The sequence below is a fragment of the Bacillus sp. NMCN1 genome (assembly GCF_002998085.1).
Lineage (GTDB): Bacteria > Bacillota > Bacilli > Bacillales > Bacillaceae > Bacillus.
In genome coordinates, this window is sequence record NZ_PVQL01000001.1 from 1,483,723 (window position 1) to 1,503,365 (window position 19,643).

The window sequence follows — 19,643 nt, forward strand, 5'->3', positions numbered from 1 at the left end:
ATAAGGTACGCTTGTCCTCTTTTCTTTCAAAGAAAAAAGCCGGTTCACCCGGCTTTCTGCTCTATACTAGCTGTCTTTTTTTCTTCAATGGCTTGCTTCGCGATTTTTGAAATCGTCATATCGTCCATTGGCGGGTTATGGAGCCCGGCCCGAATATCTCGATAGTAACGCTGCAGTGGACAGTCAAGGCTTAAGCTTTTCGCACCGACTAAACGCATGGCTTTATCGACAACTTGCAGACTGTGATTGACGACTGTATGTTTCACAGCGCCGAATTCATTGATTAACAGCTCTCTTTTCTCCGGCTTTTCATACAATGTCGTCGTTGAGTAGATGACGTGGCGTGCTTGCTTTAATAGTAAGTCGATTTCACCAATAAGTGTTTGGACATTTGGCAGATCACTAATCGTTCCGCTGATGCTGTTCGGTGAGTGGGTGATGGCATACTGAACAGCATAGTCTCTTGCCGCTTGCGCAATCCCTAAATAGCAGGAAGGAATGTGTGCAATCCAAGGATTTAGCGTACCACCCCGTGGCCCTTTTTGCACCTCAACAAGCATGTCATTTGAGACCTTAACCTGATCTAAGATTAAATCATGGCTTTCTGTTCCTCTCATGCCCACAACATTCCACGTTTCTTCTATTGAAACACCTTCTGTCTCACGATGAATTAAGAAGAAACCCATCGCCTCTTTTTCTTCGATCCATACGCCGACTAAAAAGTATGTAAGCGCTGGTGACATCGTTGTGAAAATTTTACGTCCATTGATGATCCACTCATCACCTGATCTAGTGGCTGTTGTCCCAGGCTTTCCCCCTCTTGTTGGACTGCCTGTCTGCGCCTCGCTCACCGCACGGTTAACAAGGGCACCCTTCTTCACTTCTTCCGCAAAAAATTGTAGCTGCTTCTCATTCCATTGTTTCTTTTCGTAGATTTCGCCTACAACCCCTTGATGCCAGCCGATCGATAAGGCAGTCGCTCCGTCCATGCTACCAAGCGTTTCTTGAAACAGAACCATATCCGTGACAGATTGACCTCCGCCCCCGTATTCAGCAGGGAGAGACAACGTCGTATAGCCCATTTCTACTAATGATTCAATATTTTTTTCAGGAAAATAAGCGCCTTCATCATGTTCTTTTGCCGTTTGTTCGATCGTTTCACGAAGAGATTCTAGTTGATTGAGCCATGTTTTTTGAAAATCGGTATCGACAAATAATGCTTTAGACAAAACGTATCCAACTCCTCTGTTTCTCACAATCTATCATATCTGATTTTTCCAATCGGAATAAATAAAACACACTTTACTTATAGGATTTAATGTGTTAAATTTTATCAATATTAAGTACATCTGTCAAAGGAACGTGATGCTTTTATGATCTCAGCTACTAATCTACATAAATCTTATGGGCAGACCCATGTGTTAAAAGGCATTGATTTCACCGTACAAGAAGGTGAAGTGGTCGCCATTATTGGACCGAGTGGATCTGGAAAAACAACACTTCTTCGCAGCTTAAACAGCCTAGATATTCCAGACAAAGGAGAGCTGACAGTTGGTGAAGCCACAATTCAATTTGAACAATATCATAAAAAAGATCTTCTAAAACTCAGGCAGCAATCTTCCATGGTGTTTCAGCATTATCACTTGTTTCAGAATAAACGAGCACTTGAAAATATTACAGAAGGATTGATTGTGTCTCAAAACATGTCTAAGAAAGAAGCAGAAAAAGTCGGAGAGCAATTTTTAGCGCGGATTGGACTGCTGCATAAAAAAGAGGCATTTCCGAGTGAATTATCTGGCGGTCAGCAGCAGCGAATTGGCATAGCCCGCGCTCTTGCGATGAACCCTTCAGTCCTTTTGTTTGATGAACCTACGTCGGCACTGGACCCAGAGATGATAGGAGAAATTCTTGAAATGATGAAAGATATTGCGAGCCAAGGGATGACGATGGTCATTGTGACGCATGAAATTTCTTTTGCAAAGGACGTGGCGGATACGGTGATCTTTATGGCAGATGGCGAAATCGTTGAAAAAGGCTCACCAGAAGACGTCCTGTTGAAGCCACAGCATGAACGAACGAAACAATTTTTATCAAGAATTCATCGCGGCATGTGGCAAGGATCGGAGAAAGACAAATGAAGCAAAAGACAGCATTCATGATGTCTGGTGTCCTTCTGCTTCTTCTCTCTCTGATGGGCTGCAGCAGTGTGAAAACCACGACAGATGATGGTAGAAAAATTGTAAAAGTCGCACTGAGTGCAGAGGTCAATCCACCCTTTTTAGCAACAAATGATCGAAACGAACCGATTGGCTATAACATTGATTATTTAAATGAAGTGGAAAAGAGGCTCCCCTATGTACATTTTGATTACATTTTTGGCGAGGAAGAATCGAATTTAATTGGTGTAGGCGCAGGGAAGTTTGAAATGGCGGCTAATTGGTTTTTTAGTAACCCTGAACGTGAAAAACGTTTCCTTTACCCTAAGGTCCCGTATGGCTATTCGATGACAGGTTTAATTGTGAATGAATCAGACAAGGAGATTCGATCGCTTGACGATATGACATCTAAAAAACTGGCTCCTGTCAGTCCTAGCGGAGGCTTGCGTTCGATATTAAATCAATATAATAAAGAGCATGATCCGAATATTGCGCTGACGACCATTGAAAGTCCTTCAAATGAACTCAACTTAAAGCGTGTTGAAAGCGGACGGTCCGATGCAGCATTTATGAACATTTCAACCTTTGATACCATTCAAAAGCATTTGAACCTAAAGGTCAAAGTTGGCGGCATTGTGTCAAAGGAGCCTATCTATCTTGTCTTACAGCCAAGCGAGAAGCAGCTTGCAGCAGATTTGGACCGGATCACACAAGAGATGATTGATGATGGAACACTGCCTAAGCTGGCGAAAAAGTGGTTTGGTGTCGATTTCTTTCAAGATATTGATGACATCTCTGAGCAAGGGGATCAAAATGAAGAAAGGAAGGAAGCGTCATGACGTTTACAGCTGGAGATTGGCTGCGCATCTTTTTGCAGGTGCTTGAACGCCTGCCACTCACTTTTCTCATTATTACGGTGTCTTTGTTTTTTGCTATCATCATCGGGTTGCTATTTGCTTTCATTCGTATCAAACAAATCGCTGTACTGAAGCAATTGGCTGTTATTTATTTATCTTTTACACGAAGTACGCCTTTAATTGTTCAGCTTTTCTTGATTTATTTTGGACTGCCTCAGCTTTTACTTGTGGCGGGGATTCAAATCAATCATTGGGATCGTGTGTTATTTGTGATGATGACGTTTTCTTTACATACGGGCGCTTATTTATCTGAAGTCTTTCGCAGTGCGTATTCGTCTGTTGGGAAGGATCAGCTGGAGGCCGCCTACATTGTTGGGATGACAGATACACAGGCCTTGATCAGGATCATTATCCCGCAGGCCTTTCTCATTGCACTGCCAAACCTCGGAAATTACACCATTGATCTCGTGAAAGACACAGCGATTGCCTTTACAATCGGACTCATTGATATCATGGGACAGGTGAAGATCATTTTAGGGAATAATTACGGAATCGGCATGTTTGAAGTGTACGTAATTATTGCGATTGTGTATTGGCTCATTTGTATGAGCATTGAACTGATCACCATGCTGCTTGAAAGGAAATTTGTAAAAGGCCGTACTAGCCTGTCACGTTAAGGAGGCGATTTGATGCAAACCATTGATATTCCATTTGCGATTGACCAAGTACCTCATATTCTAAAAGGCGTTCCTTTTACATTATTGATTGCACTCGTTTCCATGGCTGTGAGCCTTTTAATTGGATCTGTTTTTGCTTTCATTCGTCTCTTTCGCATCCCTGTGCTTAGGCAGCTTGTGACACTCTATGTCTCCTTTTTTAGAGGAACGCCTCTTATTGTTCAGTTGTTCGCTTTCTTTTATGGACTTCCTTTTGTTCTAACCAAAGTGAGCGATACATTCGGGCTGACTTTTCATCCAGATATGGTCTCCCCATTAGCTGTTGCCCTCATGACCTTCAGCCTCCATTCAGCCGCCCATTTAACAGAGGTCGTTCGGAGTGCCCTCCTTGCGGTAGACAAAGGGCAGCTTGAAGCGGCAAAAATTGTGGGTATGACGACGCGCCAGGCGATGATGCGCATTATTTTGCCGCAGGCCTTTGTGGTCGCCTTACCGAATCTAGGCAATCAACTCATTCAGCTATTAAAAGCCACCTCTCTTTCGTTTACGATTGGGGTACTTGAAATCATGGGGATTTCCCGGATCATTGCGAACGATGGCTATCAGTTTTTAGAAACGTACCTTATCTCTGCTTTAATCTATTGGCTGCTGAGCATTTTCTTTGAAGTCGCTTTTGCCTTGTTAGAGAAACGTGTCAGCGTGTATGGAAGATCTCTCGGACGTTAAAAAAGCCGATCAGGCTCAAATACCTGATCGGCTTTTTTATTCGCCTTTTTTCGGTGTGTTAAACAGTTCCTTTGGTGCGGGCTTTAGTTTTGGTGCGGAACCGAACACGACTGGTGCAGATATATATCTGAACTCCCCTTTTCCATCCATGCTTCGGCCATGTGCCCATCTGCCTTCCTTGCTTGCCTCTCCTCTTGAGAAGTTAAACAGATCATAGGATACTTGCTGTTTTTCTAGTGAGCGCGGGAAAGTGGTTGGTACGACGACGTCCCCTTCTCGTTCTTCTAATTCTTTAATGGCCGCAAGCCACATATTTTGATGATATGTATCACGAGCTATAAGAAAAGAAAGCATATCCTTCACGCCGCGATCATCCGTCATTTCGTAGAGCCTTGTGACCTGAAGCCTCCCTTGTGATTCTGCATTTAAATTAGCTCTAAAATCAGCCATTAAATTTCCGCTAGCAATGATATACTTGGCATTCCACGGATACCCTTGACTATCCGCTGCCATAGCTCCTAAACCGGCAACAATCGCATGCTGAGAATTCATTCCGCCCATGACAGCTGCAAGTGCTGGATCACTTTGGTACGCCTCTTCTTGTTCCTTAACCGGTGCATCATCTAGTAAACGTGCGATCATCGTCGCCAGCATTTCGACATGACCAATTTCCTCTGTTCCCACGTCAAATAATAAATCCCTATATTTTTGATCTGCGCGGCAATTAAAGCCTTGAAATAAATATTGCATCATGACGCTGATTTCACCATATTGACCGCCTAAAACCTCTTGCAATTTTTTTGCATAAACTGGATCAGGCTTTGAGGGCTTTGCTTCATATTGCAGTTCTTTGATGTGATAAAACATGATGTCATCTCCCTTACCAAAACATCTTTTCACTTATCACTATTCAACGTCAGGCCTCTTTATGAAAAAGAGCAGAACATGTGCACAAAAAAAAGAGAATGGCCTATGCCACTCCCTTTGTCATCCTACTTATTCAGCACTAACTAAAATTTTCACTTGATCTTTTTCATTGATTAATGCATGGAAACCATCCTCAATCACATCGTCCAGTTTGATTTTTTTCGTGACGAGCGTATCTGCAGAGAAATAGCCTTTTCTCATTAAGTTTAATACAGATGGGAATACGTCTCTGTAGCCGATAATTCCTTTGACTGTACGTTCTTTAATGACAATGTCATTTGGCAGAATTTCTGCGCCTTTTTCCCAAATGCTCACAATGACTGTTTCACCTGAAATTCTAGTTGATTGGATTGCTTGCTTCAATACAACAGGTACACCTGTCACTTCAAAAGAAACATCGACGCCACCGTTTGTACGGCGTGCGATTTCTTGAACAACATCTTCATATTGAGAAGGATCAACAATGATCGCTCCAAGCTCTTTAGCTTTTTCTTGGCGTTCTTTAGATAATTCTACTGCGTAAATATCAGTAGCACCAGCTGCTTTTAATGCTTCAATAACAAGTAAGCCAATTGGTCCGCAGCCAAACACAGCCGCTGTATCGCCAGCTTGTACCTTACTAGAACGAACCGCATATAAAGCAACTGCTGAAGGCTCTACAAGTGCCCCTTGCTCATATGAAATTTCGTCTGGTAATAAATGAAGTAATTCTTCATCGACAGATACATATTCAGAGAATCCACCGCCGCCTCCGGCAAGTCCTAAAAAGCCCATGTTTTCATCTAAGTTGTAAGCACCTTGATGTCCGTGAGTCGCAAAAATAGGCTCAACAACCACTCGGTCGCCTACTTTGTAATTGCTCACGCCTTCTCCTACTTCAACAACCTCACCAGAGAACTCGTGTCCCAGCGTAACGGGTGCTTTTTCTTTTGTAAGTGGATGAGGTTCATTCACTGGAATGAAGATCGGTCCTCCTAAATATTCATGTAAATCACTACCACAAATGCCGCACCATTTTACTTTTAGTTTCACTTTTCCTGGAGCAACTGTTGGTTCGTCAATTTCCTCTAGTCGAATGTCCTTTTGATCGTGCCAGCGTAGTGCTTTCATGTGTAAGACTCCTTTTCTCATCAATTTGATTAACTTACTTAAATAATCATAACATAATTTTTTTAATTTTCTAAGTAGGATGCACTACTTTTTTGACATTCAATGGACGAAAGATGACAAAACATAGCAATAAACAGATAAGAAGCATACATACACACCCGATGACAACGGAGGTTCGGATTGATAAAACATGTGCAAGTCCACCAGAGACCCCTGTCATCATCATCGTCAGAATGGCTTCAACCAAAGCATAAAAGCTGGCTACCCTCCCCATCACCTCTACCGGGATATTCGTTTGATAGAAAGTCATAAAACCTGTGTTCGCAAATGCTAAAAAGAATGCTAGTATAAAAAATCCAACAGCGGCTGCAAACAATGTGCTGGAAAAAGCATAAATGAGATATCCCACCGCAACAAACAAACTGCCGATCCCCAGCATGAGCGAAACAGGAAGCTTTTCCACAATCATGGAATTGAGACTTGCGCCTGTGATGATGCCTGCCCCAGCTATACTGACAAGAAGACCATATTCTGTATCAGTCAGCAGTAGCACTTCTTTTGCAAAGGCTGTTTCAAGAGAGTCAATGGCAGTAGGAAGTACCGTGATGGCGGTACTAAATAACAAATACACCGCCATAATCTGGCGTGATGTCAGACTAAATCGAAGAACAAGCTTCGCATCCTCTTTTAACATTGAAAGGGAAAAGTCCTTTTGGCCAGTATCTTGTTTTAGCAAATTCGGTAAACACATCGTAAATAGAGCAGATATCAACAGACAGATCGCATTTATATAAATTGAAAAAACAGGTGTACCGACTAAAAAAAGCAGACCTGCTGTAGCGGGGCCAAGTAAAAACCCACCCGATTGTAATAATGAGCGAATGGCATTAAACCTTTTTCGGTTATTCGCCGGGATCAATCCTGTCATATAGACCATCGACGCTGGATGAAACATCGCTTGTGCCATTTGAATGAGAAACACCATCACATACAGGATGAGCAGGTGTCCTGAATATAACGCAAAGGGTACACATGCAATCAGGATAGCCCGGGTGATATCTAAGCTGATCATCACATTCCGCTGATTCAGTCTGTCAATCAAACTGCCAGACCAGCTGTTTGTCAAAAGAGCCGCAGCCGGTCTCAGCATATAGACGGCTGTTACAGCCAGCACAGAGCTCGTTTCTTGAAAAATGAGCAGATGGAGAGCAATCATATAAATCCATTCTCCTATGTTCGCAATTCCGATGGCTCCAAGCAGTAAACTCATATCCCGCCAATGTTTTTTCATAGCTGTTCCCCCTATTCGTCATAAAAAAATCCCGCCCCCAAGACATTTCTGTCTTGAGGACGGGATTTACTCCGCGCTGCCACCTCAGTTTATTCATCTGTTGCCAGATGAACCTTAGCAGGTCATTATGAACCCATCTCTGTAACGGGAGAATGTCGCTGCACCACCATCCGAAGGAATCCGGTGCAGAGCTAAGAGGCTTGGTTCCATCATGCTTCCCGGCTCCTTCTCAGCTTCACGGAGTTCTCTGTGCGGGACGGCTCATGATGTACTCTTCTCTATTTGCGCTGTGTCTTCATTTCATCACGATCTTCAGCTGAATTGTTACATATTGTACTGCGCCTTGATCACAGCGTCAATGTTTTTTTCAAGTTAATCAGCATAGATCATCTTTCTGGTCATGCCGCCATCAACGACTAAATCTGTGCCCGTTACAAATTGATTGCCTTCATCTGTTAAATAAAAGCAAGCCTTCACAATATCCTTTGGCGTCCCAACTCGATTGGAAAGATGCTGCTGGTGGTCGATCTCTCGAAGATTCTCCTCATCCTTCGTTTCAATCCATCCAGGTGAAATGCTATTCACCGTAATGTGATCCTGACTAAAAGAGACCGCCAAGGCATGAGTAAGCGCGGAAATGCCGCCTTTTGATGCAGCATATGCTTCCGTATGAGGTTCAGACATGGTTGCGCGGGTGGATGAGATGTTTACAATAGAACCGCCTTTTGGATTCTCTTTTATATAACGTGCTGCTTCTCTTGCACATAGAAAAGTTCCTCTTAGGTTCGTATGTAACACACGATCCCACTCATCGACCGTTAATTCATAAGGCGATACTGTGCACATGACACCAGCATTATTGATGAGGATATCAATCGTTTTGCAGCGCTCCGCCGCAAACGACATTAAGTGTTGAATATCCTTCTCTTGTGTCACGTCCGTTTTTTTAAAATAAGCTTCTAAGGATACTTTTTTCAGCTCTTCCTCCAAACGCTTTCCTTTCTCTTCATCTATATCTGCAAGCACCACTCGCGCTCCTTCTTTTGCATAGCCCCAGGCGATTGATTCACCAATTCCATTGGCTGCGCCTGTGATGACGACGGTTTTATGGTGAAAGTTCATCGTTTTTTCAACCCTTTCTATATCAGATGTTGTCGTCTATCATACCACTCATATGTAGACGATACCTAGCCTCATGAGGCATAAAAGAACACCCTCCAGGTGATAGTGTCATTAGGAGAGTGTTTATTGGGGACTCATTGGTCATTCTATTCTTCTCTTTTTCTATATGGTGATTTTAAAAAGCAACCTTTAAAATGTCTAAGTAGTCGGCTTTCGTAACGGCACGAACATTGCTTGATGTAGAGTTGTTTTGTTCTGCTAATTCAGCTATTTTTTCAAAATCCTCTTCTTTTACATAAGATAATTCTTTTAGTGCTGGAATACCCAAATTCTTTGTGAATGTATACATGCCATCAATTAATTTTTGAATCGCCACATCATCTGAATCCGTTTTATCTGCAAAGCTCATCATTTTAGCAAGCTCTGCGTGTAACAACTTGTTTTCAACAGCATTGAATTGCATGACATAAGGTAGAAATACAGCGTTTGCGATACCATGAGGTGTATCATAAAGACTACCAAGTGCTTCTGCTAAGCAATGAACGGCTGCTACATCGGCTGAACCGAAGCATAAGCCAGCAAGTAAACTGCCTTCCTGCATTTTGTATCTTGCTTCTAGATCAGATCCATTTTCATATGCCTTCGGTAAGTATTTCACAATTGTCTCCATTGCACTTGCACCCATTGCTTTCGAAATAGGATTTGTTCCTTTACATGAATAGCCTTCAATAGCATGCACCAATGCATCAACGCCTGTTGCGGCTGTTATGCTTTTTGGCACCGTCAATGTAAGAGACGGATCTAAAATCGCAATGGTTGGCCGAAGCAGGGCATGTTTTAATGTGATTTTTTTATGTGAAGCAGCTAACGTAATGACAGATGAACGTGTCACCTCAGAGCCAGTACCAGCCGTTGTTGGGATACAAATTAATGGAGATAGATTGGTATACGCCTTCTCCCCTGATATATACTCCTCAGGATGACCGCCATTTGGACCTAACAAAGCAATCGCTTTCGCCGTATCCATTGGACTTCCGCCACCAATCGCAATGACTGCTGATGCTTGTTCTTTTCTAAACAGCTCTGCACCAGCTAGACATTCATTGTCTCTAGGGTTTGGAGATACTTGATCAAATACAACAACAGAATAACCAGCTTCCTGCAAATATGATTCAATAGGCTGAACCAGCCCTGCGTTTTTCACACCAGAGTCCGTCACCAGCATAATTGTGGCACCCGGCAATACAAGATCCTCTACTATAGATCCGATTTCTTTTGATTGACCAGTCCCCATTATTATGTTTGTTTGGCAATGATATTCAAAATTCATCATGATTTTTCTACTCCTTCATTTAAATTTGTTGAGTGAGCCGTTTGTTTTTCTGCTCCCCACCACTCTATTTCTTTTAAACCTGGTATGCTAGAGGCATAAAAAACAGGATTTTTGCCTAACAGCCTTTGTTGAATGTAATCATCCAAAGCGGCAAAAGCATATTTTCCTAAGATAGCAATTGCAATCAAATTGACGATCGCCATTATGGCCATTGACAAATCGGCCAAAGTCCAAACGATTTGTAAGTTGGCAACAGCACCAAACATCATCATCATTAATACCATGATTCGATACACCAATAACGCTGTTACACTGTTATGAATAAAACCAATATTGGCTTCACCATAATAGTAACCACCTACAATGGAACTAAAGGCAAAAGTAAATATGGCAAATGCTAAGAAAATACTCGCCCAAGAACCGAAATGCTGTACCATCGCTGCTTGTGTAATTTCGATACCAGATAATTCACCTGCTGTTTCTACTGTCGATAGCATAATAATAAATGCTGTACAGCTACAAACAACTAATGTATCAAAAAACACACCTAATAATTGAACAAATCCTTGTTTTACTGGATGCGAAACATTGGCGGCAGCAGCGGCGTTTGGAGCACTTCCCATTCCTGCTTCATTGGAAAAGAGACCACGCTTTACACCGTTCATAATCGCAGCACCAATCCCGCCTCCAACGATTTGCTCTAACCCAAACGCACTTTTCATGATACTTGCTAATGCTGCGGGTACATCAGCGATATTTGTGACAATGACATAAAATGCTAAGATAATATAAAACGCTGACATCACTGGAACAACGATTTGAGTGACGTTAGCAATTCGTTTGACACCACCAAAAATGATGAAAGCAGTTAAAATGGTAACAAATAGACCCATGCCAACCGGACTGATACCAAATGAATAATGAAAGGCATTTGTAATTGTATTCGTTTGTACAGCGTTAAAAATTAAGCCGAAACTAAGAATAACAGAAAAGGCAAAAATCCTACTTGGCCATTTCAATCCGAATTGCTTTTGAATATAGTAGCCTGGTCCCCCTTTAAATCCATCACTTGTTCTAATCTTATAGATTTGAGCTAGTGTACTTTCAACAAATGCAGAAGCTCCCCCTAAAACTGCCGCAAACCACATCCAGAAAATAGCTCCTGGACCGCCAACTGTGATGGCAATGGCAACGCCTGCCATATTTCCAGTACCAATTCTTGTAGCAGCTCCGATAAAAAAAGCTTGCATAGACGAAATTTCATGACTTCCTCTTTTGGTTTTGGGAGCTTTTTCAAAAATAGAACGAAAAATCTCTTTTAGTAAGACAATTTGCATAAATTTCATTCTCACTGTAAAGTAGATTCCTATGCCTATTAACATGACCACTAAAATATATGTCCATAAAAAATCATTGACTGAATTGACAATCATTTCAAACAAAGCCATCTCCCCCTTGTGAATCTAAATATTTGAAATAATATAAATTGCAAGCGCTTACTTTTATGATAGTAAAAATGTTATGATCAATCTATAGAGGTTTTCTGATGATATCAATCGGTTCATCCGATTTAGGGAGGCTTGAAGTTGGAGATAAAGCAACTGATGATGTTCCAAACAGCATCAAAAGTATTAAACTTTACAAAAACTGCACAAATGCTTGGTTATGCTCAATCTAGCATCACAGCAAATATTGTGGCATTAGAAGAAGAACTAGGAACCCCTCTATTTGAAAGGCTTGGAAAAAGAGTGATCTTAACAGAAGCTGGCAGACAATTTCAACATCATGCGGATAAAATTTTAGGTTTAACAGGGGAAGCATTAGAGGCTGTTGGCGGGATGAATGAGCCAAGCGGCATTTTAAGAATATGTGCATCTGAAACACAATGTACCTACCGGCTTCCTCATATTTTAACGGACTTTCAAACAAAGTATCCTAAAGTCGAACTGATCTTCCGCCCAGGAATAGCGGAAAAGGATGTTTTAAATCTATTACTAGAAGGACAAATTGATGTCGCCTTATTATCGATGAATCCTGTAGTTTCTTCACATTTAATTGTAAAAGAATTAAAAGATGAACCGATGGCCATTGTTTGCTGTCCAACAAATCCTTTGAGCAAAAAACAAAAGGTATATCCAATTGATTTGAACCAGCAAAGATTGTTGTTAACTGAAGACTGCGATTATCGTTATGCCTTCGAACACTCATTGACACAGGCGGGAGCAAAACCGAGAAGTAAACTAGAATTAGCAGATGTAGAAGCCATAAAAAAATGTGTAATGGCTGGCTTAGGAATCGCTGTACTGCCTGAAATTTCTATGAAAAGAGAAATAGCGGAAGGCAATATCATCAGAATCAATTGGGTGGAACCCTGTTTCACAACGAAAATCCAACTATTTTGGCATAAAAATAAATGGATGTCCCCTGCTTTAAAGGCATTTGTTGATTTAACTGAGGATTATATACTCAAGCACGGCTAGCAGAAAATCAACTCTAGATTAAATAAAGGAAGGACTATTATTGTCATCATTAATATCTCAACGTATTCTATTACACTTACTGAAAGAGATTTGGCCATTCTAAATATAAAACGATTTCTAGCTAAACAATTCCAATCAATTGCTGTGTATGATGTTTTGTTCTTATATTTAGAATGGAAACCTCTGAATCGTAAAGATCTTTTTATATTTGATAACACAAAAAACTTACAGGAAGATTCCTGTAAGTTTTTTGTGATTAATTTCATTGAATCATTATTTAGAAATCATCCCATGCGGGTCAATGACAAATTTCTTCGCCACACCCGAATCAAAGTCGCTGTATCCTTGAGGAGCTTGATCAAGGTCAATGACGGTCGCATTCACCGCTTTGGCGATTTGTGCTCTTCCACTTAAAATGGATTTCATTAGACTGCGGTGATATTGCATGACAGGGGTTTGACCTGTCACAAAAGTATGGGCTTTTGCCCAGCCAAGTCCAATTCGCACTTTCAGAGATCCAACTTTTGCATCGGCATCCACTGCACCTGGGTCTTCTGTAACGTAAAGCCCTGGGATTCCGAGCTTACCGCCAACTTTGGTAATATCCATAATTGTATTTAATACGGTTGCAGGTGCTTCTCCTTGATCTCCATGACCTGAAGCTTCAAAGCCCACACAATCGACGGCACAGTCGACCTCTGGCTCTCCTAAGATATTCGTGATTTGTTCGCCGATTCGATCATGTTTTCGTAAATTGATCGTTTCACAGCCGAAGCTTCTTGCCTGCTCCAGTCTTTGTTCATTCAAATCACCGACAATTACCGCAGAGGCGCCAAGGAGCTGAGCGGAATGTGCTGCGGCAAGACCTACTGGCCCTGCACCGGCAATATATACGGTCGAACCAGGCTTTACTCCAGCTGTATAAGCACCGTGAAAACCTGTCGGGAAAATATCGGAAAGCATCGTCAGATCAAGTATTTTCTCCATCGCTTGATCTTTGTCTGGAAATTTGAGCAGCTGGAAATCTGCATATGGCACCATGACGTACTCGGATTGGCCGCCAACCCATCCGCCCATATCGACGTATCCATAGGCAGAGCCTGGACGGTCTGGGTTTACATTTAAGCACACATGGGTTTTTTGTTCCTTACACATGACGCATCGTCCGCAAGCAATATTAAACGGAACAGACACGAGGTCTCCTTTTTGAATAAACTCCACATCTCGTCCAACCTCAACGACTTCACCTGTAATTTCATGACCAAGGACTAGTCCTTCAGGCGCAGTGGTACGACCTCTCACCATGTGCTGGTCACTTCCGCAAATATTCGTCGTCACTACTTTTAAAATGACGCCATGCTCACATTTGCGCCCCACATTGGCTTTCGGTACACCCGGGCCATCTCTTAAAATCAAATCAGGGTATCCAATATCCTCAACTGCTACATTTCCTGCTCCTTTATAAACGACACCTTTGTTTCCCGACATGTTTTCATTCCTCCCTTTTGTTTAAAAATGAAGTCTCTACAATTTTCTCTATTTATGAAGCTATTCCCTGCTTCAAATAACACAATTGATAAAAAAAGCGAAAAATGTATCTTCCAGTCAAATAAAAAAGAAAATATTGAAAAAAAGCTAAACTTTTGAAGAACGGTGTCGATATAAGAAATAAGCCAGACAGGTATCCTTAATCGACAAACAAATTCCTTATATATACTATCATTCCTTACACACCTGGCTGGCGCCTACATAACATGCAAAAGGCTCTTCATCAGAAGAGTCTTTTTTTAATTCGTTCCATCAAACATGATTCAATTACACGCAAAGAGGCTCCTCTGACGAAGAGCCTCTTTTTGAATGCTAGTTCATTACCTGGGAAATATTTTCATCATTTTAATGCTTTGATACAGATGTATGTATCATAGTGATAAACCGAAACTTCTCTAAAGTGATACGCTGAAAATAGGCGGCTGATCTCTTGTTCACTATACGATGAAAAAGATTGTGACCGCTTTTGTTCCTTCATCATTTCCTGCTGTTGGAAAGATAAGAATACTTCTCCATCCACTTGAAGGACACGGTACACTTCCTTCATGACTTGCTCAATATCCTTCAAGTAATAAATAGTCTGCACCGTAAATAATTTATTGAATGATCTGTCTTCAAAAGGTAAATGCTCAGCTTTACCAAGAGTCACGACGGCTTTATCCTGTTCCACAAGCTTCTTATGTTTTCTTTTTGCATATTTGATCATATGACGAGAGGCATCTACTCCATACACTTTACCGCGATCAAGTTTTTCTGCTACCTTCGATAATGTCATGCCTCTTCCAGTCCCGATTTCTAAAATCCGGTCGTTTTCTTGTATATTTAAGAGTTGAATCGTCCATTCATTGATATTATGATGATTTTTTTCCATATAGCGGGCAACCCATTTTGAGAACAAGCCTTTTGGTTCCCTCATTTGTTTTCCAATCCAGCTTTGAATCAATGTTAACACCTGCTTTGCACCAGTAAATAAAACTATTTACGAATTTTCTTACTTTTCATATCGGCTCTCGCCTAACAAAGTTTAAGACCTAGTCCTAATTATTTGTCATTGATTAGACGGCACCTTTTCAGTAAATGTTTCGCAGAACTTTAAAAAATTTTGACCTGAATAGGCGTTTTCATTAATTGTGCTCAGATTGATTTCGTTTTCTGCATGAGCTGCATATTTTATGAATGTATCTTGATTAGATAAAGGTGGTGCTAGATTATGGGCTTTGGCGGTTATTCTGGAGGCTACTGCGGTGGCTACGGTGGCGGCGGTTTTGCAGGCGGATTCGCATTGCTTGTTGTACTGTTCATTTTGTTGATCATCATTGGTGCAAGCTGGGTTTGCTAATGTAAAAGGAGCACGAAACGATGACGTTTCCTGCTCCTTTTTCTTTAATACCAATAAGTTCGGTACTGATACATATAACGTCTGAGCATTTCTTCTTGCTCTCTTTGCATTCGGTATGGATTACCGTACCCATGCTTTAAGGAATGCGGAATGGATGTATACCCGTGCCCCACAGACGGAAACCTCATATATGGTGACATCGACATTCATTGATCACCTCACAATCTCCTTTTACGGATATCATATGTGCAGGTGATCAATGTGGAGCGTGTCTAAACCTGGTCCTTCTCCATAGTATAACAATCAAGCATTGCAAGCATCATAAACATGTCAATCTCCTCCTTTTCCAATTTTTCTTTTCCTGTTTTAGTTCATATACTTTAGTTGTTTCTGCTTCATTTCTTCATAAATTGTTTCGACTTGTTGTTCATAAAGAACGGTCTCAATGTCTTTGTATTTACGCTTGATCGTCAATGTAATAAAAAATAAATGGATTGTCATATACGCTCACCTCCCTTCAGTTCGCAGCATGCGAAATAGCCCGCAGATCTTCTTTATCAGTCGACCTGCGGGCACACAAAAATGCAGATCAAAAGACAATGTCTTCCAACCTGCAATGGATGATGCGTAAAATCCTCGTTTACTTAAACAGTTTTGAAGCGTGCACCGTATAAGGTAAAGGAAGGACACGAGCTCTTCCACAGGCTGATGACATGATGAAATTGTTGGTTGAATTGATCACAAGTAGATACGAATAACATATTCTTCAGCCTCCTTTACGTTTTTAATTACTTTGTAAGTATATCCAGCAAGCACCATTTTGTAAACCTGTTTTTGGTCATATAGATGATTTTTGTGTTTTTGACTAAATTTCTACAGTCATTTTTAGTCGATTGTCCAATACAATAAAAAAGCCCCCTCATCACATGAGGAGACTTTTCGGATTAATCTTCATCTAGTTCTTGCAGTTTCTTTTGAAAAAAGATCGCTCGTCTGACACATAGAAAAGCAGCTAATAAGAAAACACAATCAATTCCCATCATCAGCATTTTTGGAGATGCTTCGATGTGTTGGTTCGGTATGATCGTACCAATATATAAAAAGGTGCTGACAGCAAGCAAAATAAAAGCGTACTGCTTGTAATCTGTCACTAAACCACTCCACTTTTTCTTCACTTGCATCACCTTCCTGTTTAAAATGTCTATTGATAGCTTAACATAGTAAAAGAAAGGTAGTGGCATGTAAATCTATCCATTCACTAGTGCGTTTAGTCCCTGCTTCATATCATTCAGTAAATCATCCACATCTTCAATCCCGACAGATATACGAATTAAACCATCAGTGATGCCAAGCTCCTCCCGGCGGTCTTTTGGAATGGACGCATGAGTCATTCGAGCAGGAACAGAGATTAAGCTTTCAACCGCTCCAAGGCTTTCTGCGATCGTAAACAGCTTAAGCTGGCTTAAAAACACATCGACATGCTCTTCTTTTCCAATATCAAAAGAGATCATTCCGCCAAAGCCGGATGCTTGCGTTTTCGCAAGTTCATGTCCAGGGTGAGCACCGAGACCTGGGTAATACACACGTGTGACCGCTGGATGTTGTTCTAAAAACTCAGCGATTTTTTGCGCATTTTGCTGATGTGCTTCCATTCTTAGTCCAAGCGTTTTGATCCCTCTCATGAGAAGCCAGGAATCCTGCGGCCCAAGAATTCCACCTGTAGAATTTTGAACAAAATGAAGTTCTTCTCCAAGCTCTTTCGTCGCTGTTACAACAAGCCCGCCTACGACATCACTGTGGCCGCCTAAATATTTAGTGGCACTATGCAGGACAATGTCCGCACCATATTCAATCGGCCTTTGGAAATAAGGTGTAAAAAATGTATTATCAACAATCATTAAGATGTTGGCTTCTTTTGTCAATTGGCCGATCGCTTTGAGATCAGTCATTTTCAGTAAAGGGTTGGTTGGTGATTCAATGTAAACCGCTTTTGTTTCAGGTAAAATCGCCTTCTTCACTGCTTCAGGATCACTTGTGTCAACAAAGGTCGCATGAATGCCAATACGGTTGAGTACCTTTGTAATGACGCGGTAGGTTCCGCCGTACACGTCATCTGTCAGGACAATATGATCTCCGCTGTTAAACAGCATCATCACTGCCGTAATGGCAGCCATCCCTGAACCAAATGCGTAGCCGTTTGCTCCTCCTTCAAGATCACGGATGACAGTTTCTAGTGCCGTTCTTGTTGGATTCGCTGTTCTAGAATATTCATATCCTGTATGCTCTCCTGCTTTCGGCTGCTTATATGTGCTCACTTGGTATATCGGAACAGACAGGGCGCCCGTTTTTTCATCACCAGTTGTTCCGCTGTGTATCATCATTGTTTTTGGTTTCATTCTATTTTCCTCCCTCATAAATTCCTTTACTTAAATATCGTTCACTGCTGTCAGGAAAAATGGTGACAATGACGGTCCCAGGTGCTGCCTTCTTCGCTTCCTCTAAAGCGGCAAATAACGCGGCTCCAGAAGAGCTTCCGATGAGAACACCTTCTTTTTCCGCTGTCTCTTTCACCATTTGGAAAGCATCATCATCACTGACCGTGTAAATCTCATCGAATAAAGTAGATTCCATATAATCTGGGATAAATTCAAGGCCGATTCCTTCCGTTCTATGCGGGCCCGGATCCCCTCCATTTAAAATCGATCCTTCAGGCTCCACAACCACTGTTTTTAACGCCGGATGCTGCTTTTTTAAATAGGCAGCACACCCTTGAAAAGTTCCTCCAGATCCCGCTCCTGCCACGAATACATCAATGTTTCCTTGCAGGTCGGACCATAACTCTGGGCCTAGCGTTTTATAGTAAGTCAATGGATTTACTTGGTTTTTAAATTGTAAAACGCAATAGGCATTGTCAAGGCTTGCCTCTAGTTCAAGGGCTCGATCAATTGCACCCTTCATGCCTTCTTTTCTTGGTGTATGAATGATCTCTGCACCGAGCGCCTTCATTAGCTGTTGTTTTTCTTGACTAAAATGTTCTGGTACGCAAAAAATGGTCCGCAATTGATGCTTTCTTGCACTGAGGGCAAGCCCAATTCCTGTGTTTCCAGCAGTTGCTTCAATGATGGTTCCGCCAGGACGCAATTTGCCAGATGCCAATGCTTCTCTTATGAGCATATCACCTAAACGATCTTTAATACTTCCACCCGGATTCATCATTTCAAGCTTTGCATATACCTCTACACCTTCCGGGATTCCAATCCCTGACAGTTTCAAAAGCGGTGTGCGCCCAATTAATTCTGTAATATCCTTTATGACAGCCATATGATTCCCTTCCTTTGTATGGAAAAGAAGGGGGAACCCCCTTCTTTTATTGAGTTTGCTTTATCATACGCAAGACAAGGTCGGTTGAGTGAATCGCTGCTTGCTCAAGAAATTGATCAAAAGAGACATTGGATTCTTTCCCTGCAATATCAGATAGCGCTCGAACGACAACAAATGGCGTTTCAAAGAGCTGGCAAACTTGCGCAACGGCTGCGGCTTCCATTTCCACCGCATATAGCTCTGGAAACTTCTCTCTCACAAACGCTACACGATCCGGATCATTCATAAACGAATCTCCTGTTGCAATCGTTCCTTTTGCCACTTGAATATGATCGATCTCTAAAGCCGATTCCTCTGCCAGCTTCACAAGCTTTTCGTCTGCAGCGAAAGCAGCTGGCAAGCCTGGTACTTGTCCATATTCGTAATCAAAGATCGTCACATCCACATCATGATGTCTAACATCAGTAGAGATGACAATATCCCCTACATTTAATGTGTGATGGAAACCGCCAGCGGATCCTGTATTGATCACATAATCTGGCTGAAAGCGGTCAAGCAGAAGAGTTGTGCTGACCGCTGCATTTACTTTTCCAATCCCTGATTTTAATAAAATCACTTCTTTATCTTCATAAACACCTGTTGTGAATTCACACCCAGCGATGTTTTCTTGTGTAGCATTCTTTAGTTGATCTCTTAATATCGCCACTTCTTCTTCCATTGCACCTATGACTGCGATTTTCAAATCAATAACATCCT

Annotated in this window: 21 protein-coding genes; 6 read left to right on the plus strand and 15 right to left on the minus strand. The window is 41.6% G+C overall.

From position 1 onward, the window contains the following. Positions 1-44 precede the first annotated feature (44 nt). Positions 45-1,229, minus strand: a complete 1,185-nt coding sequence (locus C6W21_RS07910) for an acyl-CoA dehydrogenase family protein (RefSeq protein WP_106056076.1) — start codon at positions 1,227-1,229, stop codon at positions 45-47. Positions 1,230-1,373: 144 nt separating this feature from the next. Here C6W21_RS07910 and C6W21_RS07915 point away from each other — a divergent pair, with 144 nt between their 5' ends. From C6W21_RS07915 to C6W21_RS07930, 4 genes are read left to right on the plus strand one after another with little or no spacing between them, the layout of a single operon-like run. Then, positions 1,374-2,138, plus strand: a complete 765-nt coding sequence (locus C6W21_RS07915) for an amino acid ABC transporter ATP-binding protein (RefSeq protein ID WP_189318154.1) — start codon at positions 1,374-1,376, stop codon at positions 2,136-2,138. Next, positions 2,135-2,995, plus strand: a complete 861-nt coding sequence (locus C6W21_RS07920; protein WP_106056078.1) for an amino acid ABC transporter substrate-binding protein — start codon at positions 2,135-2,137, stop codon at positions 2,993-2,995. Before C6W21_RS07915 ends, C6W21_RS07920 begins: the two co-directional genes overlap by 4 nt. Then, entirely contained in the window at positions 2,992-3,690 is a 699-nt protein-coding gene (locus tag C6W21_RS07925) for an amino acid ABC transporter permease (RefSeq protein WP_106056080.1), read from the plus strand. The genes C6W21_RS07920 and C6W21_RS07925 overlap by 4 nt, the downstream gene beginning before the upstream one ends. 12 nt (positions 3,691-3,702) lie before the next feature. Then, a complete protein-coding gene (locus tag C6W21_RS07930; protein WP_106056082.1) occupies positions 3,703-4,416 on the plus strand; it encodes an amino acid ABC transporter permease in 714 nt (237 codons plus the stop codon). Between the two features lie 36 nt (positions 4,417-4,452). Here the strand turns inward: C6W21_RS07930 and C6W21_RS07935 are convergent, their stop codons facing one another. The 6 genes from C6W21_RS07935 to C6W21_RS07960 form a co-directional block, all read right to left on the minus strand. Then, complete coding sequence (locus C6W21_RS07935; RefSeq protein WP_106056084.1) at positions 4,453-5,283, minus strand: manganese catalase; 831 nt, start codon at positions 5,281-5,283, stop codon at positions 4,453-4,455. A 129-nt stretch (positions 5,284-5,412) separates the two neighbouring features. Next, positions 5,413-6,453 (minus strand): 2,3-butanediol dehydrogenase, encoded by a 1,041-nt coding sequence (locus tag C6W21_RS07940; RefSeq protein WP_106049907.1) that lies wholly within the window; start codon positions 6,451-6,453, stop codon positions 5,413-5,415. A gap of 70 nt (positions 6,454-6,523) precedes the next feature. Further along, complete coding sequence (locus tag C6W21_RS07945; RefSeq protein ID WP_106056086.1) at positions 6,524-7,744, minus strand: MFS transporter; 1,221 nt, start codon at positions 7,742-7,744, stop codon at positions 6,524-6,526. A 372-nt stretch (positions 7,745-8,116) separates the two neighbouring features. Beyond that, positions 8,117-8,866: an SDR family oxidoreductase gene (locus tag C6W21_RS07950; protein ID WP_106056088.1), complete on the minus strand. Its 750-nt coding sequence runs from the start codon at positions 8,864-8,866 to the stop codon at positions 8,117-8,119. A gap of 175 nt (positions 8,867-9,041) precedes the next feature. Continuing rightward, a complete protein-coding gene (locus tag C6W21_RS07955) occupies positions 9,042-10,199 on the minus strand; it encodes an iron-containing alcohol dehydrogenase (RefSeq protein ID WP_106056090.1) in 1,158 nt (385 codons plus the stop codon). Continuing rightward, on the minus strand, positions 10,196-11,647 hold the full coding sequence (locus tag C6W21_RS07960; RefSeq protein WP_189318155.1) for an alanine/glycine:cation symporter family protein: 1,452 nt from the start codon (positions 11,645-11,647) through the stop codon (positions 10,196-10,198). The genes C6W21_RS07955 and C6W21_RS07960 overlap by 4 nt, the downstream gene beginning before the upstream one ends. Before the next feature lie 138 nt (positions 11,648-11,785). Between C6W21_RS07960 and C6W21_RS07965 the strand changes: the two genes are divergently transcribed. Beyond that, the gene (locus tag C6W21_RS07965; protein WP_106056092.1) at positions 11,786-12,679 is read left to right on the plus strand and encodes a LysR family transcriptional regulator; all 894 of its coding nucleotides are present in this window, start codon (positions 11,786-11,788) and stop codon (positions 12,677-12,679) included. 273 nt (positions 12,680-12,952) lie between these two features. Here the strand turns inward: C6W21_RS07965 and fdhA are convergent, their stop codons facing one another. Beyond that, positions 12,953-14,167 carry a formaldehyde dehydrogenase, glutathione-independent gene (gene fdhA, locus C6W21_RS07970; RefSeq protein WP_106056094.1) on the minus strand — a complete coding sequence of 405 codons (1,215 nt, stop codon included), beginning with the start codon at positions 14,165-14,167 and terminating at the stop codon, positions 12,953-12,955. A 400-nt stretch (positions 14,168-14,567) separates the two neighbouring features. Next, entirely contained in the window at positions 14,568-15,170 is a 603-nt protein-coding gene (locus tag C6W21_RS07975) for a class I SAM-dependent methyltransferase (RefSeq protein ID WP_106056096.1), read from the minus strand. Between the two features lie 267 nt (positions 15,171-15,437). Here C6W21_RS07975 and C6W21_RS19440 point away from each other — a divergent pair, with 267 nt between their 5' ends. Further along, complete coding sequence (locus C6W21_RS19440; protein ID WP_106056098.1) at positions 15,438-15,566, plus strand: YjcZ family sporulation protein; 129 nt, start codon at positions 15,438-15,440, stop codon at positions 15,564-15,566. Between the two features lie 44 nt (positions 15,567-15,610). Here the strand turns inward: C6W21_RS19440 and C6W21_RS19005 are convergent, their stop codons facing one another. The 6 genes from C6W21_RS19005 to mtnN all read right to left on the minus strand — a co-directional run bounded on the left by C6W21_RS19005 (position 15,611) and on the right by mtnN (position 19,629). Then, complete coding sequence (locus C6W21_RS19005; RefSeq protein ID WP_223249568.1) at positions 15,611-15,766, minus strand: hypothetical protein; 156 nt, start codon at positions 15,764-15,766, stop codon at positions 15,611-15,613. A 166-nt stretch (positions 15,767-15,932) separates the two neighbouring features. Then, positions 15,933-16,067: a YrzI family small protein gene (locus C6W21_RS07985; RefSeq protein ID WP_106049916.1), complete on the minus strand. Its 135-nt coding sequence runs from the start codon at positions 16,065-16,067 to the stop codon at positions 15,933-15,935. A 443-nt stretch (positions 16,068-16,510) separates the two neighbouring features. Beyond that, the gene (locus C6W21_RS07990; protein ID WP_041815772.1) at positions 16,511-16,741 is read right to left on the minus strand and encodes a YrhC family protein; all 231 of its coding nucleotides are present in this window, start codon (positions 16,739-16,741) and stop codon (positions 16,511-16,513) included. A 72-nt stretch (positions 16,742-16,813) separates the two neighbouring features. Next, the gene (locus tag C6W21_RS07995) at positions 16,814-17,962 is read right to left on the minus strand and encodes a bifunctional cystathionine gamma-lyase/homocysteine desulfhydrase (RefSeq protein WP_106056100.1); all 1,149 of its coding nucleotides are present in this window, start codon (positions 17,960-17,962) and stop codon (positions 16,814-16,816) included. 1 nt (position 17,963) lies between these two features. Continuing rightward, positions 17,964-18,887 (minus strand): PLP-dependent cysteine synthase family protein, encoded by a 924-nt coding sequence (locus tag C6W21_RS08000; protein ID WP_106056102.1) that lies wholly within the window; start codon positions 18,885-18,887, stop codon positions 17,964-17,966. A gap of 46 nt (positions 18,888-18,933) precedes the next feature. Then, on the minus strand, positions 18,934-19,629 hold the full coding sequence (gene mtnN / locus C6W21_RS08005; RefSeq protein ID WP_106049919.1) for a 5'-methylthioadenosine/S-adenosylhomocysteine nucleosidase: 696 nt from the start codon (positions 19,627-19,629) through the stop codon (positions 18,934-18,936). Between the last annotated feature and the right edge of the window lie 14 nt (positions 19,630-19,643).

What these genes read in the sequence shown, in the direction of transcription:
- C6W21_RS19005 (WP_223249568.1), bottom strand. Translation starts at nt 15,766, where the DNA reads ATGTCACCATATATGAGGTTTCCGTCTGTGGGGCACGGGTATACATCC.
- C6W21_RS07940 (WP_106049907.1), bottom strand. Translation starts at nt 6,453, where the DNA reads ATGAAAGCACTACGCTGGCACGATCAAAAGGACATTCGACTAGAGGAA.
- C6W21_RS07925 (WP_106056080.1), top strand. Translation starts at nt 2,992, where the DNA reads ATGACGTTTACAGCTGGAGATTGGCTGCGCATCTTTTTGCAGGTGCTT.
- C6W21_RS08000 (WP_106056102.1), bottom strand. Translation starts at nt 18,887, where the DNA reads ATGGCTGTCATAAAGGATATTACAGAATTAATTGGGCGCACACCGCTT.
- C6W21_RS07950 (WP_106056088.1), bottom strand. Translation starts at nt 8,866, where the DNA reads ATGAACTTTCACCATAAAACCGTCGTCATCACAGGCGCAGCCAATGGA.
- C6W21_RS07955 (WP_106056090.1), bottom strand. Translation starts at nt 10,199, where the DNA reads ATGATGAATTTTGAATATCATTGCCAAACAAACATAATAATGGGGACT.
- C6W21_RS07945 (WP_106056086.1), bottom strand. Translation starts at nt 7,744, where the DNA reads ATGAAAAAACATTGGCGGGATATGAGTTTACTGCTTGGAGCCATCGGA.
- C6W21_RS07935 (WP_106056084.1), bottom strand. Translation starts at nt 5,283, where the DNA reads ATGTTTTATCACATCAAAGAACTGCAATATGAAGCAAAGCCCTCAAAG.
- fdhA (WP_106056094.1), bottom strand. Translation starts at nt 14,167, where the DNA reads ATGTCGGGAAACAAAGGTGTCGTTTATAAAGGAGCAGGAAATGTAGCA.
- C6W21_RS07930 (WP_106056082.1), top strand. Translation starts at nt 3,703, where the DNA reads ATGCAAACCATTGATATTCCATTTGCGATTGACCAAGTACCTCATATT.
- C6W21_RS07985 (WP_106049916.1), bottom strand. Translation starts at nt 16,067, where the DNA reads ATGACAATCCATTTATTTTTTATTACATTGACGATCAAGCGTAAATAC.
- C6W21_RS07920 (WP_106056078.1), top strand. Translation starts at nt 2,135, where the DNA reads ATGAAGCAAAAGACAGCATTCATGATGTCTGGTGTCCTTCTGCTTCTT.
- C6W21_RS07960 (WP_189318155.1), bottom strand. Translation starts at nt 11,647, where the DNA reads ATGGCTTTGTTTGAAATGATTGTCAATTCAGTCAATGATTTTTTATGG.
- C6W21_RS19440 (WP_106056098.1), top strand. Translation starts at nt 15,438, where the DNA reads ATGGGCTTTGGCGGTTATTCTGGAGGCTACTGCGGTGGCTACGGTGGC.
- C6W21_RS07915 (WP_189318154.1), top strand. Translation starts at nt 1,374, where the DNA reads ATGATCTCAGCTACTAATCTACATAAATCTTATGGGCAGACCCATGTG.
- C6W21_RS07995 (WP_106056100.1), bottom strand. Translation starts at nt 17,962, where the DNA reads ATGAAACCAAAAACAATGATGATACACAGCGGAACAACTGGTGATGAA.